19 protein-coding genes and 2 tRNA genes are annotated in these 18,557 nt (G+C 70.6%); 16 read left to right on the top strand and 5 right to left on the bottom strand.

The window, feature by feature from the left end; genetic code table 11:
* Positions 1-129: 129 nt before the first annotated feature.
* Positions 130-1,527 (bottom strand): polysaccharide pyruvyl transferase family protein, encoded by a 1,398-nt coding sequence (locus tag EJC51_RS17045; protein WP_126271868.1) that lies wholly within the window; start codon positions 1,525-1,527, stop codon positions 130-132.
* A 182-nt stretch (positions 1,528-1,709) separates the two neighbouring features.
* Here EJC51_RS17045 and proB point away from each other — a divergent pair, with 182 nt between their 5' ends.
* From proB to EJC51_RS17020, 5 genes are all read left to right on the top strand, one after another.
* Positions 1,710-2,837, top strand: coding sequence for a glutamate 5-kinase (proB, locus tag EJC51_RS17040; protein WP_126271867.1), 1,128 nt, complete (start codon positions 1,710-1,712; stop codon positions 2,835-2,837).
* Positions 2,838-3,074: 237 nt separating this feature from the next.
* Positions 3,075-3,542, top strand: coding sequence for a hypothetical protein (locus EJC51_RS17035; RefSeq protein WP_387763462.1), 468 nt, complete (start codon positions 3,075-3,077; stop codon positions 3,540-3,542).
* Positions 3,543-3,632: 90 nt separating this feature from the next.
* Positions 3,633-4,919, top strand: a complete 1,287-nt coding sequence (locus tag EJC51_RS17030; protein WP_126271866.1) for a glutamate-5-semialdehyde dehydrogenase — start codon at positions 3,633-3,635, stop codon at positions 4,917-4,919.
* Positions 4,920-5,012: 93 nt separating this feature from the next.
* Positions 5,013-5,591, top strand: coding sequence for an SCO2584 family spore wall biosynthesis protein (locus EJC51_RS17025; protein WP_455431237.1), 579 nt, complete (start codon positions 5,013-5,015; stop codon positions 5,589-5,591).
* Between the two features lie 100 nt (positions 5,592-5,691).
* Complete coding sequence (locus EJC51_RS17020; protein ID WP_126271864.1) at positions 5,692-6,765, top strand: SCO2583 family membrane protein; 1,074 nt, start codon at positions 5,692-5,694, stop codon at positions 6,763-6,765.
* 140 nt (positions 6,766-6,905) lie between these two features.
* Here EJC51_RS17020 and EJC51_RS17015 read toward each other — a convergent pair whose 3' ends face one another.
* Positions 6,906-7,991 (bottom strand): M48 family metallopeptidase, encoded by a 1,086-nt coding sequence (locus tag EJC51_RS17015; protein ID WP_126276988.1) that lies wholly within the window; start codon positions 7,989-7,991, stop codon positions 6,906-6,908.
* A 125-nt stretch (positions 7,992-8,116) separates the two neighbouring features.
* Between EJC51_RS17015 and EJC51_RS47755 the strand changes: the two genes are divergently transcribed.
* The 7 genes from EJC51_RS47755 (at position 8,117) to EJC51_RS16990 (ending at position 12,386) form a co-directional block, all read left to right on the top strand.
* Entirely contained in the window at positions 8,117-8,278 is a 162-nt protein-coding gene (locus tag EJC51_RS47755; protein ID WP_097264001.1) for a hypothetical protein, read from the top strand.
* A gap of 115 nt (positions 8,279-8,393) precedes the next feature.
* A complete protein-coding gene (locus EJC51_RS47750; RefSeq protein WP_097263999.1) occupies positions 8,394-8,558 on the top strand; it encodes a hypothetical protein in 165 nt (54 codons plus the stop codon).
* A 58-nt stretch (positions 8,559-8,616) separates the two neighbouring features.
* Positions 8,617-9,255, top strand: coding sequence for a nicotinate-nucleotide adenylyltransferase (gene nadD / locus EJC51_RS17010; RefSeq protein WP_079310996.1), 639 nt, complete (start codon positions 8,617-8,619; stop codon positions 9,253-9,255).
* A gap of 16 nt (positions 9,256-9,271) precedes the next feature.
* Complete coding sequence (locus EJC51_RS17005; protein ID WP_126271863.1) at positions 9,272-10,990, top strand: LCP family protein; 1,719 nt, start codon at positions 9,272-9,274, stop codon at positions 10,988-10,990.
* 130 nt (positions 10,991-11,120) lie between these two features.
* A complete protein-coding gene (gene rsfS / locus EJC51_RS17000; RefSeq protein WP_126271862.1) occupies positions 11,121-11,567 on the top strand; it encodes a ribosome silencing factor in 447 nt (148 codons plus the stop codon).
* Entirely contained in the window at positions 11,564-12,238 is a 675-nt protein-coding gene (locus EJC51_RS16995; RefSeq protein WP_126271861.1) for a histidine phosphatase family protein, read from the top strand. Before rsfS ends, EJC51_RS16995 begins: the two co-directional genes overlap by 4 nt.
* Before the next feature lie 75 nt (positions 12,239-12,313).
* Positions 12,314-12,386 (top strand) — tRNA-Ala (locus EJC51_RS16990).
* Between the two features lie 50 nt (positions 12,387-12,436).
* Here EJC51_RS16990 and EJC51_RS16985 read toward each other — a convergent pair.
* Positions 12,437-13,285 (bottom strand): helix-turn-helix transcriptional regulator, encoded by an 849-nt coding sequence (locus tag EJC51_RS16985; RefSeq protein ID WP_126271860.1) that lies wholly within the window; start codon positions 13,283-13,285, stop codon positions 12,437-12,439.
* Positions 13,286-13,499: 214 nt separating this feature from the next.
* Between EJC51_RS16985 and EJC51_RS16980 the strand changes: the two genes are divergently transcribed.
* The 4 genes from EJC51_RS16980 (at position 13,500) to EJC51_RS16965 (ending at position 15,518) form a co-directional block, all read left to right on the top strand.
* Positions 13,500-14,864, top strand: a complete 1,365-nt coding sequence (locus EJC51_RS16980) for an MFS transporter (RefSeq protein WP_244363395.1) — start codon at positions 13,500-13,502, stop codon at positions 14,862-14,864.
* A 69-nt stretch (positions 14,865-14,933) separates the two neighbouring features.
* A complete protein-coding gene (locus EJC51_RS16975; protein WP_107080567.1) occupies positions 14,934-15,107 on the top strand; it encodes a hypothetical protein in 174 nt (57 codons plus the stop codon).
* 3 nt (positions 15,108-15,110) lie between these two features.
* Entirely contained in the window at positions 15,111-15,344 is a 234-nt protein-coding gene (locus tag EJC51_RS16970; RefSeq protein ID WP_019523121.1) for a hypothetical protein, read from the top strand.
* A gap of 101 nt (positions 15,345-15,445) precedes the next feature.
* Positions 15,446-15,518: transfer RNA gene (locus EJC51_RS16965), tRNA-Ala, on the top strand.
* 123 nt (positions 15,519-15,641) lie between these two features.
* On the opposite strand, the gene EJC51_RS16960 is transcribed toward EJC51_RS16965, so the two are convergent.
* Both EJC51_RS16960 and EJC51_RS16955 read right to left on the bottom strand, forming a co-directional pair.
* Complete coding sequence (locus EJC51_RS16960) at positions 15,642-17,255, bottom strand: NADH-quinone oxidoreductase subunit NuoF family protein (RefSeq protein WP_126271859.1); 1,614 nt, start codon at positions 17,253-17,255, stop codon at positions 15,642-15,644.
* Positions 17,252-18,535: a ferric reductase-like transmembrane domain-containing protein gene (locus EJC51_RS16955; RefSeq protein ID WP_244362674.1), complete on the bottom strand. Its 1,284-nt coding sequence runs from the start codon at positions 18,533-18,535 to the stop codon at positions 17,252-17,254. The genes EJC51_RS16960 and EJC51_RS16955 overlap by 4 nt, the downstream gene beginning before the upstream one ends.
* Positions 18,536-18,557: the final 22 nt, after the last annotated feature.

Here is an 18,557-nt window from a genome sequence, read left to right as displayed (position 1 = left end):
CGTGGGCACGGCGTCACTCCAAGGTCGTCAAGGACGTGCGCCCGGGTTAACGCCCGCCGACCACTGGACGACACGCGCGTGTCCGGGCGCCTTGGGGCGACCGTGGAGTGATAGGGACGCCTGGTCCGCTCAGCGACCCGACTGGAGAGCCCGGCGGATCGGGCCGCCGACGACCCGGCGGGCGCGGCGGTAGACCGACGGCGCCGGGATGACTCCGCTGGTTCCCCCCGACCGGGAACCGGTCCTGGCGCGGGCCAGGTCGCGCTTCAAGCGCTCGTTGTCCTGGGTCAGGTCGGCGATGGTGCGCTGCATGAACGCCATCCGCGAGGCGAGCGAGCCAAGGTCGGCCTCCAGCCAGGGGCGCACGCCCGCCGGGAAGGACAGCTTGCGCAGCCGCTCCTCGAAGGCGGCGCCGCCGTCGCCGTGCGTGAAGGTGTTCTGGAGGCCGTTGCGGTCGAGGAAGCCCATGAACCGCTCGTAGCGCTCGTGGTGACCGCTCATCAGCTTGCCGAAGTCCGCGTCCTCGTACAGCTTCGCCGGGTCCAGGTCCGCGGGCACCTTGTCGATGCGCAGGTGCGGGATGTCGAAGTAGCGGCACAGCTCCAGCGTCCGGGAGTCGCCCGAGAGCACGGTCGCGGGCGTGCCGGCGAGCAGCGCGGCGATGTTGCCGTGGATGCGGGAGCCGAAGGAGAAGTCGAAGTCGCGCAGGTCGTCGATCCAGGTGACCGGGTCGATGTAGACGCGGACCTTGTCCTCGGCGTACATCGGGTGGTCGGGGTGCGTCGGTATCGCCTTGACCTTGGCGTTCGGGTCCGACAGGTCCCGCCAGTGCAGCTGCCGCGCGTCGGACAGGTTCTGGCCGATGAAGCGCAGATGCGGGTACTGGGCGTGGGTGCGCTCGATGACCTTGCCCAGGCCCTGCTTCCGGACGGCGCTGTGCGAGCCGTTGATCGCGATCCGGGACTCGGCGGTCAGCTCCGGCGCCCGCTTGTGCACGGCGAGCTCCTTGCCGTACATGAACAGCGACGGGCAGCCGATCACCTCGACGTCCCGGAAGCCCATGTCCTTGAGGTACTGCTCGGTGAACTCGCCGCGCACGCCGATCGAGGCGCTGCGGTCGAGGACCGCGGAGACGAAGTCGCGCACCGCGGGCTCGATGGGCTTGAGCCGTGACGGGTCGTAGTTCAGCCCGGTCTGCGCGCCGACGCCGGCGATCACGACGGGGATCTTCAGCCGTCTGATGAGCCGGGTCAGCCGCTTGAGCGCGAGCTCGAACGACGGACGGAAGGCGTTCGCCAGCGGTACGACGAAGGCGTCGTACTCCGCGTTGATCTGGTCCGCCGATGCCACGTCGGTCCTCATGCCGTTCGACACCACCTCGGTGGACGGCGTCTGGAGGATCTTGTGGGCGGCGTCGCTGAAGATCAAATTGCCCGAATTGGTGGCGATGACGTCGCGCTGGAGGGCTTCCTCCACGGTGACGACGTCGAACGGACTCTTACCGGACCTTAGGAGAACGCGCTTCACGGCGTTCAACCTAAGTTGGCACGTTCTTTGATTTCTATACGGAACGCCTACAACCTTTTTGCCGTATGCGGCGCGTGAGCAAGCAGTCACGTCCTGGTGTGTCCGGGGGCTGAAACGCCGAGGCGGGCGGAGGGACGCTTCGCGTAGATTGCTGGCACGCTGCGCAGAATTGGAGAGTGCAAGTGGCCGGGGCAAGGCAGGGTGTCGTAGAGGCCCGCAGGATCGTCGTCAAGGTGGGCTCCTCGTCGCTGACCACCGCGTCGGGAGGGCTGGACGCCGACCGCGTCGACGCGCTCGTCGACGTCCTCGCCAAGAGCCGCAGCGGGGGAGAGAAGGAGGTCGTCCTCGTCTCCTCCGGTGCCATCGCCGCCGGGCTCGCCCCGCTCGGGCTGCGCCGCCGCCCCAAGGACCTGGCCCGCCAGCAGGCCGCCGCCAGCGTCGGCCAGGGCCTCCTCGTCGCCCGCTACACCGCCTCCTTCGCCCGCTACGGCGTCCGCGTCGGCCAGGTGCTGCTCACCAGCGACGACATGAGCCGCCGGTCCCACCACCGCAACGCCTCCACCACCCTCGACAAGCTCCTCGCGATGGGCGCCTTCCCGGTCGTCAACGAGAACGACACCGTGGCGACGGACGAGATCCGCTTCGGCGACAACGACCGGCTCGCGGCGCTCGTGGCCCATCTCGTCCGGGCCGACCTCCTGGTGCTGCTGTCCGACATCGACGGCGTGTACGACGGCGACCCCAGCAAGCCCGGCACCTCGCGGATAGCGGAGGTGCGGGGGCCCGCGGATCTGGCAGGCGTCGAGATCGGCAGCGCCGGGAAGGCCGGGGTCGGCACCGGCGGCATGGTCACCAAGGTCGAGGCCGCCCGGATCGCGGCCGCCGCGGGCATCCCGGTGGTGCTCACCAGCGCCGTGCACGCGGCCGACGCGCTGAGCGGCGCCGACACCGGCACCTACTTCCACCCCACCGGCAAGCGCTCCGCCGACCGGCTGCTGTGGCTCCAGCACGCGTCCACCCCGCAGGGCTCGCTGACCCTGGACGACGGCGCGGTGCGGGCGGTGGTGCAGCGCCGCACGTCGCTGCTGCCGGCCGGGATCGCCGCCGTGGACGGCGAGTTCAACGCCGGGGACCCGGTCGAACTGCGGGACGCCGAGGGGCGCGCGGTGGCCCGGGGGCTGGTCAACTTCGACGCCAAGGAGATCCCCCAGCTGATCGGCCGCTCGACCCGGGAACTGGCGCGGGAGCTGGGGCCGGCGTACGAGCGGGAGGTCGTGCACCGGGACGATCTGGTGGTGCTCCAGCCTTAAGGGCTTGGTGGTGCTCCAGCTCTGAGGGGGCCTGGTGGTGCTCCAGCCCTGAGGGCCTCCCGAGCGGTGTCGCCCGGCCGAAAACGGGGGGAACGCCCTGTTCTACGGGTCACCCCCAGGTGGACGTTCCGCAAAAGTGCCACGCGAGCCCTTGCGGCCTGCTCAACTTTGTCTCAGGGACACATTCCGCACGACCACCGTGTCGGTCACTGGCATCACTGGGTAAAGGAGGCCGTCGTGAGACGAGTGCGCCCTGGGGCCACGCCCCGTGGTGGTGCCGGGGAGGCCTCGTCCCGAGCGGCCGGTGAGGAGCGCCTCTTGACGAGCGTCGCGGCCGGCGACCGCTACGAGGAGCCGGCCGAGCTGCCCCGGCTGTGGCACGTCACCCTCAGCGTCTCCGGCAAGGAGGCCCCGCTGAAGGAGGTGCGGCGCGGACTCGAACAGCTGGCCCACGACCACCCCTTTCTGCTGACCAGCCGCTACGCCAACGACCACGCGGAGATCCGCTACTGGGAGGAGGCCCGCGACCTCCACGACGCCGCCGCCGTCGCCCTGCGCCTGTGGGGCGAGCACCGCCAGACCGCGCAGCTGCCGCCCTGGGAGATCGTCGGCCTGGAGGTCATCGACCGCGAGACCTACCACCAGCGCGTCGCCGAGGGCTACGGCCCGGCCCCGGCGACCCCGGTAGGGGTTCACCCCTTTTGACCTGCATCGCTCGATAGCGACGCATTGGCCCCGTCTCGCGGTGCAAGACGACGGGGTCCCCACCCCCGTACGGCGCACTACCCTTCCCTCATGACCACGCTCTCGCCGTACGACTCGATGTCCCCGGTCACCCAGGCCGCCTACCGCGCCAAGGCCGCCGCCGCCGACCTCGCCCCGCTGCCGCGGGCCGAGAAGGACGACGCGCTGCTCGCCATCGCGGACGCGCTCGAGGTCCGTACGAGCGAGATCGTCGAGGCCAACGCCAAGGACATCGCCAAGGCCCGCGAGGCCGGCACCAGCGAGACCGTGATCGACCGGCTGACCCTCACCCCGGAGCGCGTGCGCGCCATCGCCTCCGACGTGCGGGACGTCGTCGCGCTGCCCGACCCGGTCGGCGAGATCGTCCGCGGCTCCACCCTCCCCAACGGCATCGACCTGCGCCAGGTCCGCGTCCCGCTCGGCGTCGTCGGCATCATCTACGAGGCCCGGCCGAACGTGACGGTCGACGCCGCCGCCCTCTGCCTGAAGGCCGGCAACGCCGTGCTGCTGCGCGGCTCGGCCTCCGCGTACGAGTCCAACACCGCCCTCGTGCGGGTGCTGCGGGACGCCGTGGGCGGAGCGGGGCTGCCCGCCGACGCCGTGCAGCTGGTGCCCGGCGAGAGCCGCGAGAGCGTGCGCGAGCTGATGCGGGCCCGCGGCCTGGTCGACGTGCTCATCCCGCGCGGCGGCGCCTCGCTGATCCGGACCGTCGTCAGCGAGTCGACCGTCCCCGTCATCGAGACCGGCACCGGCAACTGCCACGTCTACGTCGACGCCCAGGCCGACCTCGACATGGCGATCGACATCCTGATCAACTCCAAGGCGCAGCGCCCCAGCGTCTGCAACTCCGCCGAGACCCTCCTGGTCCACCAGGACATCGCCCCCGAGTTCCTGCCGCGCGCCCTGGACGCCCTCGCGGAGGCCGGCGTCACGGTGCACGCCGACGACCGGGTGCTGGCGTACGCCAAGGACTCCAAGGCCACGGTCGTCGAGGCCACCGCGGAGGACTGGGAGACCGAGTACCTCTCCTACGACATCGCCGCCGCCGTCGTCGACTCCCTGGACAAGGCCGTCGAGCACATCCGGCTGTGGACCTCGGGCCACACCGAGGCGATCGTCACCACCTCGCAGCAGGCCGCCCGCCGCTTCACCCAGCTGGTCGACTCCACCACCGTCGCCGTGAACGCCTCCACCCGCTTCACCGACGGCGGCCAGTTCGGCTTCGGTGCCGAGATCGGCATCTCCACGCAGAAGCTGCACGCCCGCGGCCCCATGGGCCTGCCGGAGCTGACCAGCACGAAGTACATCGTGACCGGGGACGGTCACGTACGGCGCTGAGCCGCCCGCCCGTGCGTACGGGAGCCGTCTCACCCAGCGGATGAATTTCCATACCGTCTGCCCAAATTGACCCCCCAGGTCTACTCTGGATTCGTGCCGGAGGACGTGGGGGGTACGCCGTTCCCTGACGGCTGGGAGCCCGACGACGACCACGACCGCGGGGTGTCGGACGAAGAGTTCGCCTCCGTGGTCTTCGACGAGGCCTTCATCCGGGCGGCCGTGGTGCACGAGCCGACCGCTGTCGAACGCCTCCTGGCCGCCGCCCAGGCAAGAGCCGAGGCCTCCGAGGCCGAGGCCCGCCGGGCCCACAGCCGCGGCGAGCGCTATGACGACGGGTACGGCACCGACGGCCGCGCCGGTTTCGGCCATGATCCCGAGCTCGACGACCTGGACGACACGGACATCCTCGAAGGCCGCTACGGCGCCCCGGGCACCTACGGCAAACAGGTCCGCTGGCACCGCCCCGTCGCCTGGATGCTCGCGCTCGTGATGGGCATCGGCATGGTCGCGCTCGCCTTCACCGCGGTCTACCGCGGCGCGTCCTCGAACAACCGCGACCAGGTCCCGCCTCTGCCCGCCACCACCGGCCTCGAACAGGGCCGCACGGCGACCCCCTCCGCCTCCGCCGAATACTCCCAGCCGGCCTTCTCGGCGGACCCGAAGACGCCCTGACAGTTTCCCGGCCGTCCGCTGACGGTCCTGGTGAGAACCTGTCAGAACTTGTCGTGCGGCGGGGCGTTTACCTGAGCTCCCGGAGACCTACTCTGAAGATATGGGAGGGCCTGGAGAACCACCTGAGGGTGCACCCGAGGGCGGCCCCGGGGGTGGTGAGGACGAGTACCGATCCGTCGTGTTCGACGAGTCGTTCGTCCGTGCTGCCCGGCTCCAGGAGTACTCCGCGCAGGAGCGCATCGCCGACCACGCCCCCGCCGTCCGACGCCGCCCGCCGATGCGCCGGGGACTGTCCCGGCAGGCACTCGCCCTCGTCCTGCTGATCGCCCTCGCCTTCGGCACGGCGATCTACATGGGCGTACGGCACCCCTACCAGACCCCCGCCGCGGTACGGGACGTCTCGATGCCCCTCCAGACCACCGTCGTCCCGCTCGCCCCCGTGGGCAAGGTGCCGGGCGCAGCCGACCCCGAGTACCTGTACGACCACAGCCCCGCCGCCCAGTTCCGCATCGGCGCCGCCGGGATCACGCTGCCCGCCGCGCGCGACACCTCGCACTTCTCCGAGACCCAGGTGATGAGCGCCCTGGACACGGTCAAGGAGTACCTGGTCCGGTCCGCGCTCTACCCGGAGGTGCTCACCGGCGGCCAGACCCGGCCCGTCCGCGTCCTGCTCCCCGCCGACCAGCACCTCCAGTTCGACGAGAGCCTGAGCCATCCGGCCGCGGACGGGCGGCACGCGGTGACCGGATGGCTGGTCCGCTTCGACGCCAGGAGCGTGCGGCTGGCCGACCCGCAGATCCGGGTGCGCGGGACGCTGGCCGTGAGCGAGACCGAGTCCACGATCCTCGAGGTGACCGCGGACCACACGTACGTGTACGCGCTGCGGCCCGCCGGGGCCGGCGCCAAGGCGCAGGCCTCGCTGTTCACCGTCCGGCGGGAGCTGCACTTCCGGTTCGACCGGGAGGACGTACGACTGCATCAGGCGCAGCTGTCCACGTCGTACGTCCAGGCCGGGCCGTTGTCCTGCGGTGACAACGCGGCGGATGTGCTGAGTCCGCTGCTGGCGGGGCAGACGGCGAAGGCGGGTGGGCCGGTGGGGACCGATCCGTTCGCCACGGATCGGGCCACCGCGGTTTGTGGGACGTTGGCCTCGGGGGCGTTGCCCAAAGGGTGAGGGGCGTTTTGCTGCCCAGTCGCCGTAGGGGTTCGGTTGTGCGGCGGCTGCGGACTGTGGGGGCTGGTCGCGCCCACGCGGCGGAGCCGCACATCGATACAGTCCCGCGCCCCTTGAAGCGTTGACCCTCCCGGCGATTTTCAGTCCTCGTCCGTTTCCCTCGGGGGCTGGTCCTTCGGGTTCGTGGCCGTGAAGCCGCCGAAGCCTCGCCTCACCCTGCCGCCCAGGTCGCCCGCGCCGCCCGCGATGTCCGTGACCAGCTTCATCAACGGGTCCTTGGAGCTCTTGACGTTGCTCGCGTAGCTCGCCGCCGACTCGCGGAAGGAGTCCGTGACCGACGTGTCCTTGTCCTCGGTGCGGCGCGGGTAGTGGCCGTCCAGCAGGCGCTGGTAGTCGCGGGACTCGGACCACTTCTTCAGCTCGGCCGCGCGGACCGTGGTGAAGGGGTGGCTGCGCGGGAGGACGTTCAGGATCTTCAGGACCGAGTCGCGCAGGTCGCCGCCCGCCTCGTACTCCTCGGCCTGCTTCAGGAACGCGTCCACGTTCATCTCGTGCAGATGGTGGCCGCCCGCGAGCTTCATCAGGCCGCGCATCGACGCCTGGAGGTCCTGGCCGACGAGCAGACCCGCGCGGTCCGCGGACAGCTCCGACTTGCGGAACCACTCGCGCAGCGCGGTCACGATCGCCATGATCGCGAGGTTGCCCAGCGGGATCCACGCCACCCTCAGCGCGAGGTTCGTCAGGAAGAGCAGGATGGTGCGGTAGACGGCGTGGCCGGACAGGGCGTGGCCCACCTCATGGCCGACGACGGCCCGCATCTCCTCCTCGTCGAGCAGCTCGACGAGGCCGGTCGTCACCACGATGATCGGCTCGTCCAGGCCGATGCACATCGCGTTCGGCTTCGGGTCCTGGCTGACGTACATCGGCGGGACCTTCTCCAGGTCCAGGATGTAACAGGCGTCCCGCAACATGTCGTTGAGGTACGCGAACTGCTGCTCCGAGACCCGCACCGAGTCGGACAGGAACAGGAGCCGGAGGCTCCGCTCGGGCAGCAGGCCGCTGAGTGCCTTGAAGACCGTGTCGAAACCGCTGAGCTTGCGCAGCGCCACCAGGGCGGAGCGGTCGGCGGGGTGTTCGTACGCACGCGAGGAGATCCCGGGGAAGCGCCTGCGCTGCCTGCTCGGGACGTTCTCGTGTCCGTTCTGCTCGTGGCCGTCGTCGGACATGTCTTCCCCCATGTGCGTGAGTGTGGTCCTTTGCGGACCCTTGTGCGGCCCTTTGCGCCCCCCGAAGCAGAGCCCAGCCTAGGCGGAGATACGGTGGACGGGCAGTACAGCGAAGGAGTCCCGTCATGGAGCACAGCCCCGCGTCCGCCTGGCTGACCGAAGCCGCGAACGCAGCCCAGCAGGAAGGGTCGGGGTATCTGCTCCGGGTCGTACTGGTCGTGATGGTGGTGGGCTGTGTGCTGACCGCGTGGTTCCTGCTGCGGGGCTACAAGCAGAAGGACGACTGAGCCGGGCCGGAAGTTCCGTCGCGGTGCGCCAACGGCGGAGTCGGCGTGATCGCCGCCGAGCCGCCCGCTTACGATGGGCCGACATCTTTATCCCGCCCACACCGGATAGGTCCAGATGAGCTTCCACAGCACCGCTGCCCAGTTGGTCACCCTTGCCGCCGAGGGCGAGGAGCACGGCGGCAACCACGAGAGCCTGAGCCCCTACCTCACCGGCGGTGGCGCCTTCGTCGTCCTGCTGCTTCTGCTGTGGATCACCACCCGCTTCAACCGCGACCGCTGAGCCGCCGAGGGCCCGGGGGAGACCGGCCGCACGGAACGGGCCGGTAGGGTCTGCACGCATGGGAGAGCAGGACATGCCTACCGGCCCGGGCAACGCCCCGTCGAACCCCGGCAAGCGCCGCCTCGGCGTCATGGGCGGGACGTTCGACCCGATCCACCACGGACACCTCGTGGCGGCCAGTGAGGTCGCCGCGCAGTTCCACCTGGACGAGGTGGTGTTCGTACCGACCGGGCAGCCGTGGCAGAAGAGCCACCGCAGTGTCTCGCCGGCCGAGGACCGCTATCTGATGACGGTCATCGCCACCGCCGAGAACCCGCAGTTCTCGGTGAGCCGCATCGACATCGACCGCGGCGGACCCACGTACACCGTGGACACCCTGCGCGACCTGCGGGTGCTCAACCCCGACACGGACCTCTTCTTCATCACCGGAGCCGACGCCCTCGCCCAGCTCCTCACCTGGCGGGACACGGAGGAACTGTTCTCCCTCGCGCACTTCATCGGCGTGACCCGGCCGGGCCACCACCTGACCGACGCCGGGCTCCCGGAGGGCGGTGTCTCTCTCGTGGAGGTTCCCGCGCTCGCCATCTCCTCCACAGACTGCCGTGCGAGAGTCGCCAAGGGCGACCCGATCTGGTACATGGTGCCGGACGGAGTCGTGCGCTACATCGACAAGCGCGAGCTGTACCGCGGCGAGTGAGCCGAGAGGGGCACCGGTGAACGACCGATACGACGCGGGACACGACGGCGACCACGACGACCAGTACCAGCTTGTCGGCTACGACGAGTACGGCCGGCCCGTCTACCAGCAGGTGCCCCAGCAGCAACCGCACCAGCAGCCGTACGACCCCTACGCGCAGCAGCCGCAGCAGGGTTACGGCTACGACCCGTACGCCGCCGGAGCACAGCAGCAGACGGGGCAGTACCCGGCACAGGCCTACGACCCCTACGACACCGGTCAGCAGAACCCCGTGCCGTCCTACGACCCCTACGGGGGCGCGCAGGGCGGGGCGCCGGCCGCCCCGTACGACCCCTACGGGCAGGCCGCGACCAGCGCGCAGCAGCCCCGGGTCGCCGAACAGACCGCCTACATCCCGCAGCAGGCGGGACCGGTCGAGGAACCGGACGGCCGCGCCCGGCCCGAGGGTTCCGAACGCGACTACCACACCGAGCAGTTCGCCTTCGTCGAGGAGCCCGACGGTGACTCCGAGGACGTCATCGACTGGCTGAACTTCACCGAGAACCGCACCGAGCGCCGCGAGGAGGCCAAGCGCCGCGCCCGCAGCCGGCTCGTCGCCCTGGTCGTCGTCCTGGCTCTCGTCGCGGTCGGCGGCGTCGGCTATCTCTGGTACGCCGGGAAGCTGCCCGGACTGTCGTCGTCGTCCGACTCCGGGACCGGCACCGGCACGTCCACCGCCGCCCAGAACCGTGACGTGATCGTCGTCCATCTGCACAACACCAAGGGCGGCGGCACCTCCACGGCGCTGCTCGTCGACAACACCACCACCCGGCAGGGCACCACCGTCCTGCTGCCCAACTCCCTCGCCCTGACCGACGACGACGGCACCACGACCACGCTCGCCAAGTCGGTCGAGGACGACGGTTCCTCCGGCACCCGCGACGCGATCGACACCGTCCTCGGCACCCAGATCCAGGGCACCTGGCGCCTGGACACCCCCTACCTGCAGAACCTCGTCGACCTCGTCGGCAACATCGACGTCGACACCAACACCGACGTGCCCGACCCGGCCGCCAAGAAGAAGGGCACCGCGCCCCTGGTGAACAAGGGCAAGGCCCAGACCCTCAGCGGCAAGACGGCCGTCGCCTACGCCACCTACCGCGCCCCCGGCGAGGCCCAGAACGCCCAGCTGGAGCGGTTCGGGCAGGTCATGCAGGCCGTGCTGCGCAAGCTGTCCTCCGACGCGGGCGCCGCCACGACCACCGTGCAGACGCTGGCGCAGATCCTCGACCCGTCCCTCACCGACAAGGACCTCGGCACCTTCCTCGCCAAGCTCGCCGACCTCGCCAAGGGCGGCGACTACAAGACGGCGCTGCTGCCCGTCCAGTCCGACGGCACCCTCAGTGCGCAGGCCAGCGACAGCGTCGTCAAGGACGTCCTCGGCGGCACCGCCAAGAGCCCCGACCAGGACGCCGCCGTCCGCGTCTCGGTCCAGAACGCCAGCGGTGTGAAGGACAACACGGAGAAAGCCCGCGTGGTCCTCCTCAACGGCGGCTTCACCTTCCTGGAGGGCGGCACCGCCTCCGGCACCCAGGCCGCCTCCAAGGTCGTCTACGCCGACGCCGCCGACAAGGAGAACGCCACCGAGGTCGCCAAGACCCTGGGCCTGCCCACCAGCGCCGTCAGCAAGGGCAAGACCACCTCGAACGCGAACGTCTCCGTGGTCCTCGGCCAGAACTACGACCCGTCCTCGTAGCGGCCCCCGTGAGGCCGGGTCGCGGACACCCGTGACCCGGCCCCACCTGGTGGTTCCTTAATCACATGGGGTGCGCTCGGCGGTCCGTGAGACCCTTGAGGTCAAGTGACCGCCGACCGAAAGCCGTGTAGTGACCGCCACTGACCGCTCCATCGAGCTCATCCACACCGCCGCCCAGGCGGCCGCCGACAAGCTCGCGCACGACATCATCGCCTACGACGTCAGCGACGTGCTGTCGATCACGGACGCCTTCCTGCTGGCCTCCGCGCCCAACGACCGTCAGGTCAAGTCGATCGTCGACGAGATCGAGGAGCGCCTGCAGAAGGAGCTCGGCGCCAAGCCGGTACGCCGCGAGGGCGACCGCGAGGCCCGCTGGGTCCTGCTCGACTACGTCGACATCGTCGTCCACGTCCAGCACAGCGAGGAGCGTGTCTTCTACGCCCTGGAGCGGCTGTGGAAGGACTGCCCCGAGCTGGACCTGCCCGAGGACGCCAAGGCCACCCGCGGCAAGGCCGAGGAGCACGCCAAGCTCCAGGCCGCCGAGGAGTCCGCCGACCTCGATGGTGACTGGCGATGAGTGCCACGGGTGAGGTGACGGACGCGAAGCGGGGCGGCCGCGGCCGCCGCGTCATCCTGTGGCGGCACGGCCAGACCTCCTGGAACGTGGAACGCCGCTTCCAGGGCACCACGGACGTCGCCCTCACCGAGACCGGCGTCGCCCAGGCCCGCCGCGCCGCCCGGCTGCTCGCCTCCCTGAAGCCCGACGCCATCATCGCCTCGGACCTCCAGCGGGCCGCGAACACGGCCGCCGAGCTCGCCGTGCTCACCGGCCTCGACGTCAGCCACGACGAGGGCCTGCGCGAGACGTACGCGGGCGCCTGGCAGGGGCTGACGCACGAGGAGATCATCGCCTCCTACGGCGCGGAGTACGCCGCGTGGAAGCGCGGTGAGCCGGTCCGCCGCGGCGGCGGCGAGCTGGAGACCGAGGTGGCCGACCGCGCCGCCCCCGTGGTGCTCCGGCACGCCGACAAGCTCCCCGACGGGGGCACCCTCGTCGTCGTCAGCCACGGCGGCACCATCCGCACCACCATCGGCCGCCTCCTCGGCCTGGAGGCCCGGAGCTGGGAGAGCCTCGGCGGCCTCTCCAACTGCTGCTGGTCCGTCCTCGGCGAGGGCGCTCGTGGCTGGCGGCTGCTCGAGCACAACGCCGGCACCCTGCCGGAACCGGTGCTCGGGGACGACGACTGAGCGGATTTCACTTTCCGGCAGGTCGCAGGCTAAAGTTCTTCTTGTTCGCCCCGCCGAGCGGGAAGAACGAAGCTTGGGGCTATAGCTCAGTTGGTAGAGCGCCTGCATGGCATGCAGGAGGTCAGGAGTTCAATTCTCCTTAGCTCCACAGATCGACACTCTCGAGTTGTCAAAGATCAGTTGATGAAGATCCCGTCCCTAGAGGGCGGGATTTTTCATTTCCACCAGGCGGGCCGTCCGCCGCGCCGTCTCCTCGTCGTCCGGCGTGTAGACGACGATCCGGCACTCCGGCATCCCGTGGATCGACAACGACACCGACGTCATCCGCAGCTCGCCCACCGCCGCATGCCGGAAACCCTTCACATGCCGTCCGGGCTCCGCCACGTCGCCGCTCTCCCACAGCCGGGCGAACAGCGGACTCGCCGCGGACAGCTTGCGTATGAAGTCCTCCCAGGAGGGCTCGCCGGCATGCAGGCCGTAGGCCGCGCGCAGGGTCGCGACCATCGACGGCAGCTCCCTCTCCCGGAACATCAGCGGGCAGTCGTCCTCCGCCGCGGTGAACAGCCCCCACAGGGCGTTGGGAAGGCGACCGGAGCGCTGCACCAGCGGCGCGCCGAACACGGTGCGGTACACGTCGTTGGCGGCCAGGATGTCGTACCGCGCGTTGTAGACCACCGCCGGGCGCGGTTCGAGGGCGTCGATGATGCCCTGGATCTCCGGACCCGGGGTCTGCGCGGCGGCCTCCGGGACGGCGGAGTACGGCACCTCCGCCAGGTGGTACAGATGCTCCCGCTCCGGCGGATCGAGCCGCAGGGTGCGGGCCACGGCGTCCAGGACCTGCGCGGAGGCGTTGATCGGGCGGCCCTGCTCCAGCCACGTGTACCAGGTCACGCCCACCCCCGAGAGCTGGGCGACCTCCTCACGCCGCAACCCCGGCGTACGGCGCCGTAAGCCCGGTGGCATCCCCACGTCCTGCGGTGTCACCCGCGCCCGCCTGCTGCGCAGGAACGCGGCCAGCTCAGGTCGGCGGCGCTGTGTCGTCCCCATCGTCACACCCCCCATCGTCGACGCCCGGACCGTGCGCTGCCAGGTGCTGTCAGTACCAGCATCAGTGGGCTCTCGGCACCCGTACCGGAGCGGCGGCACGCTCGACGCCATGACGACAACACCCCGTTCCGGACCGGGTGCAGCACCCGTTCCCAGCACTGCGATCAGTGAAGCACCCGGCACTGACAAAGGCCCCGGGCCGCTGCTCGCCGTCGTGCTCGCCGCCCTGTTCATGGCGCTGCTCGACGTCTTCATCGTCAACGTCGCGGCCCCCACCATCGGTACCGAACTCCACGCCTCCGGCGCGGAGTTGCAGCTGGTGGTCGCCGGCTACACCATCACCTACTCCGTGCTGCTGATCACCGGGGCCCGGCTCGGCGACCGGTTCGGGCACGGCCGGGTCCACCTCGCCGGGATGGCGCTGTTCACCGCCGCCTCGCTCGCCTGCGGTCTCGCGCAGGGCGCCACGGAACTCATCGCCTTCCGGCTGATCCAGGGCGCCGGTTCGGCGGTGATGATCCCGCAGGTGCTCAGCCTCATCCAGCGCAACTTCGTCGGCGAGGCGCGGGTGAAGGCGCTCGGCGCGTACTCCGCCGTCCTCGCCGTCGGCGCCGCCGCCGGGCAGATCCTCGGCGGAGTCCTGGTCAGCGCCGATCTGTTGGGCACGGGCTGGCGGCCGGTGTTCCTGGTGAACGTGCCCGTCGGCGCCGTCCTCCTGATCATCGGCCGACGTGTCCTGCCGCGGGAACGCGGGGGCGAGCCGGAGCGCGGGCGCGGCATGGACCTGCCGGGACTGGTGCTGCTCGGCGCGGCCGTGTCGCTGTTCACGGTGCCGCTGGTGCTCGGGCAGGAGGAGGACTGGCCGCTGTGGTCGTGGCTGTCGCTGGGCACGGCCGCCGTGCTGTTCGCGGTGTTCTGGCGGTACGAGTCCGGGCTCGCCCGCCGCGGCGGCGACCCGCTGATCGCACCCCGGGTGCTGCGCCACCCCGGCATGGGCCTGGCCGTGCTGCGGATCCTGGCCGCCATGGCGGTCAACGGGGGCTTCCTGTTCGTGCTCACGCTGCACGTCCAGGGCGGCCTCGGCTACAGCGCCCTGCGCGCCGGACTCACCTTCGCGCCGACCGCGGTCGTCTTCGGCGTGGTCGGACTGACCTGGCGGCGCTGGCCCGCCGCATGGCAGCGCGCCCTGGCACCGACCGGGTTCCTGCTCACCGCGGTGGCCGTGGCCGGGGTCGGCCTGGCGCTCGACGGCGGCGGCGACGGCGGGGTGTGGGTGTACGTGTCGTACGCCGGGGTCGGCGTCGGTCTCGCGCTCGCCTTCAGCCCCACCCTGACCCGGGCGCTGGCCACGGTGCGGCCCGAGGACGCGGCGGACGCCAGCGGGCTGCTCGCCACGGTCACCCAGCTCGGCCAGCTGACCGGTGTCGCGGCGTTCGGCACACTGTTCTTGAACCGGCTTGAGTCACTCGGGGCCTTGGAGGCGTATACCTCTGCGGAGGCGCTTTCGGCGTGCATGTTCGCGCTGGCCGGGACGGCCGCCCTGGGGGCCGTGTCCGGACTGGTACTGAGGCGTCGCTGACCGTATTGGTCCGGCCGTGGCAGAATCAAACGGCCGGAAGGGGGCGCGGCCCGACGGGAGGGAGCAGTGATGCCTGCGAGCATCCTCAAGGAGGTCGGCCACCTCCTTGAAGCAGCGTCGACACGGGACACGGTCACCCGGCTCACCTGCCCTTCCTGCGGTTCCCTCCATGTCGCCCAAGTCCTCGGTGACAACGGCGGAATCTCCTACGTGTGCACGGCCTGCGGCCACAGCTGGAGCTGATCGATGGGTGCACACAGGCGAAAGTGCGATTGGTGCGGCAGCGGGACGCCGATCGTCCGGGACATGGAGCCGCTCAATCCCGACTACCAGTACTGGTGCGAGGAATGCGCGCGGGCGCTGATCATAAAAGGCGACCCGATCGAGACGTACCGCGAACTCGAGGGTGAGCCGATCTACGGTCGACTCCTGGAGGAGCACTGCACACTCAAGCGTTTCTACTCGTTCGTGACGGCTTGACCGGTTCGTCCGCTGGGGGCCGGAAACGATTTGGTGTTCCGCCCCGGGGCCGGTTAATGTTGGCGTCGTCGCCGGGGGAAACCCCGGGAGACACCAGGCAAGGGGCTATAGCTCAGTTGGTAGAGCGCCTGCATGGCATGCAGGAGGTCAGGAGTTCAATTCTCCTTAGCTCCACAGAAAGATCCCGCCGGATCGAAAGATCCGGCGGGATTCTTGCGTTTCCAGGGGCAGTTGTCCTCGTGCTCCCCGAACGACGAAGGGGCCGCCCGGATCGGGCGGCCCCTTCGTGCTGTCGACTCAGCGGCCCAGCGCCCGGCGGCCGCGGCCCTGGGAGAGGACCGGGAGGTTGCGGGACTGGCCGTTGTCGCGGGGGGCCGACTCCTCCAGGCGCAGGGCGAGGGCGGGGCAGCGGCGCACCGCGCGCAGGGCCTTCGCCTCGGCGTAGCGGGGGACCTGGGCCTGGGCGACCGTGGGGAAGCCGTCGGCGCCGAGTTCGAAGACCTCCGGGAGGATGTCGGCGCACAGTCCGTGGCCGCGGCACAGCGTCCAGTCGACGTAGATCTTCTGACGGCTGGGGCCGTTCTCCTCGGCCTCGCCGCCGCCGGGGATGCCCACCGGGGTCTTGCCGCCCTCGAAGAGCGGCAGAACGCCCTCCACGGGCCGTCCGCAGCCGTTTCCGAGGACGTGGGCGGCGAGGTCGTCGGTGAACGCCTTGATGGTCGACTCCAGGAACATCGCCGAGCCGTCCGGGTGCGAGCACGCGCCGCGCCGCTTCACGTTCTTGGCGACCTGCTTGAGCGCCTCCAGGGCGGCCGGACCGCCGCCGTTGAGGATGTCCTCCATGCCGCGCGCGGCGGCCGGCAGTCCGAGGTAGCAGGGGCCGCACTGGCCCGCGCTCTCCTCGGCCAGCCACTTGGCCACCATCAGGGACTCGCCCAGCGGGCAGGTGTCCTGGCTGATCGGCAGGATCGCCCCCGCGCCGAGCGAACCGCCCACCGCGTCCAGGGAGTTGCGGGAGACGATCGCCTCGTTGACCGTCGCCGCGTCGATCCACTTGCCGTGGTAGCCGCCGGTCAGCACACCCTGCGGGACCGGTGGGGCGCCGGCGAGCTGGAGGACGTAGCGCAGCGGCACGCCCGTGGGGACCTCGATGACCATGGGGCGGGCGACCGCGCCGGAGACCGTGAGCATGACGGTGCCCGGCTCGTCGTACAGGCCGGTGTTGCCGTAGCGCTCGGGGCCGATGCGGGCGGCGATCGCCAGCTGCGCGAAGGTCTCGGCGTTCGACAGCAGGGTCGGGGCGCCGCCGACGCCGTTCTGCGAGGCGCTGACCTTGCGGCCGGGCGGGATCGCCGGGCCGCCGTCGATGGAGCGGATCAGCGAGGCCGCGGCTCCGGTGACCATACGGACGGGATTGCGCTGCACGCGCGCGCGGAGCGCCGATCTGCGGCCGTTGCTGAGGCCGCGTTCGGCGAGCGCGGCCTCCATGGAGCGCTGCGTGGACTCCCGGGTGACCCCCACCACGAGCGTGCGGGCACCCAGGGCCTCGGCGGCCAGCAGGGCGCCGTCCAGGATGAGGTGCGGGGCACGGTTGATGAGCACCGTGTCCTTGCGGCACGCCGGTTCGTCCTCGCTGCCGTTGACGACGACGACCGGCCGTACCCCGCGCTTGATGGCCGCCTCGGCGACCGAGCGCAGCTTCTTGTGGAAGGGGAAGCCCGCGCCGCCGCGGCCCTTCAGGTTGATGTTCTCGGCGAGCTTCGCGAGTTGCTCGCCGCCCAGGGGTTCGAGCGGCCCGTGCACCTTCAGGTGCATGGGCAGATCGAGTCTTTCGACAAGGTCGAAGCCCGACGTGAGCTGGGGAAGACCGACCACGCGGACTTCTGGGACGTCGGGCAGGGCCTCGTTCACCTATAACCTCCGGAAGGCATGTTCCAAGGTTCGCCCGAGCCCGGTGCACCGAAGTCGTAGGACTCACCGGGCGTTGGATCAGTGGCGGGACCGCTGTTGTACGTGTCGTTCGAGTAGTACGCGCCGGAAACGGTGTTCGACTCACCGGTGTCGTACACGTCACTCGTGCCGTATCCGGACGTGTCCGCATTGCGGTAGGTCGGGATGTTGTATCCGGTGTCCTGGAGCGGGTCGTAGGCCGACGGAGGCGCCTCGCCGACCGGCGGCGGCGACGGGATCGGCCAGCTGCCCGAGGTGCTGCCGCCGCTGTCGTAGCGGGGCATGGCCTCCGTGGTCTGCATGTCCATCGGCAGGTCCATGCGGGCGGTCTGGTCGGCGGCGCCGTACGAGGGCTGCTGCGGGATGCGCGGTGTCGGGGTGACGGCCCGGTAGGCGGCCGCGAAGCCGTTCGCGGGTTCCGGGGCCGGGGTGTCGTAGGAGGGTGTCGCGCGCGGCTGTGCGGTGCGGGCGTTCTCGTAGCCGGGCAGCGCGGCGGAGGAGGCCTCGGCGACCCTGGCCCGGCTCGCGTCCAGCTCCTCGCGGCCCGGCCGCTCCTCGGTGCCCAGGATCGCCTGGATGCGGTCGGCGACCTTGCGCTTGACCGGGCGGGGCGCCGCGCGCAGGGCGAGCGCGGCCATGACGCCGGCCAGGGAGAGGCCGTAGAGGATCACGAAGATCGGCTTCGCCTGGCGACCCGCGTAGAGCCCGTGGATCAGGGCGAAACACCAGGCCGGGTAGGCCAGCATGTGCATGGCGCGCCAGCGGGCCGCGACCGGCGCCGGGGAGGCGAACTGGTTGCGCAGGGCGCCGGTGATGCCCACGAAGATCATCAGCAGGCCGGCCAGCGAGCCGAGGCCGATCAGACCGGCGCTGCCGGTGACGCCGAGCGAGAACGGGATGAGCGCGGCGATCAGCTGGGTGTGGTCGAGGGCGACCTTCGTGGTGATGTGCAGCAGCAGGAAGGCGATCGAGCCGACGGCGGTCGTGCGGTGCACGGCCTGGCCGATGATCCGCTGTTTGGGGTTGAGGAAGATCCGGTCCTGGGCGACCAGACCCCAGATCACCGAGCAGCTGAGGGAGACGAGGGACAGCACGCCCGCGCCGAAGTTCAGGAAGTCACGGACCGTGTCACCTCCTACCAGCACGAACACGGGTATGAAGAGCAGAGCGACAGCCGTCGCCATGCCGTAGGCCGAGCGGCCGGGCCTGGGGAGCGAGCTGTTACTTCGACGAGGGTTCATGGGGGCAACTCCGAGCAGTTCG

Origin of the sequence: Streptomyces aquilus (assembly GCF_003955715.1) — a bacterium.
Classification (GTDB): Bacteria; Actinomycetota; Actinomycetes; order Streptomycetales; family Streptomycetaceae; genus Streptomyces; species Streptomyces aquilus.
This window is presented reverse-complemented; position numbering and strand designations above follow the sequence as displayed.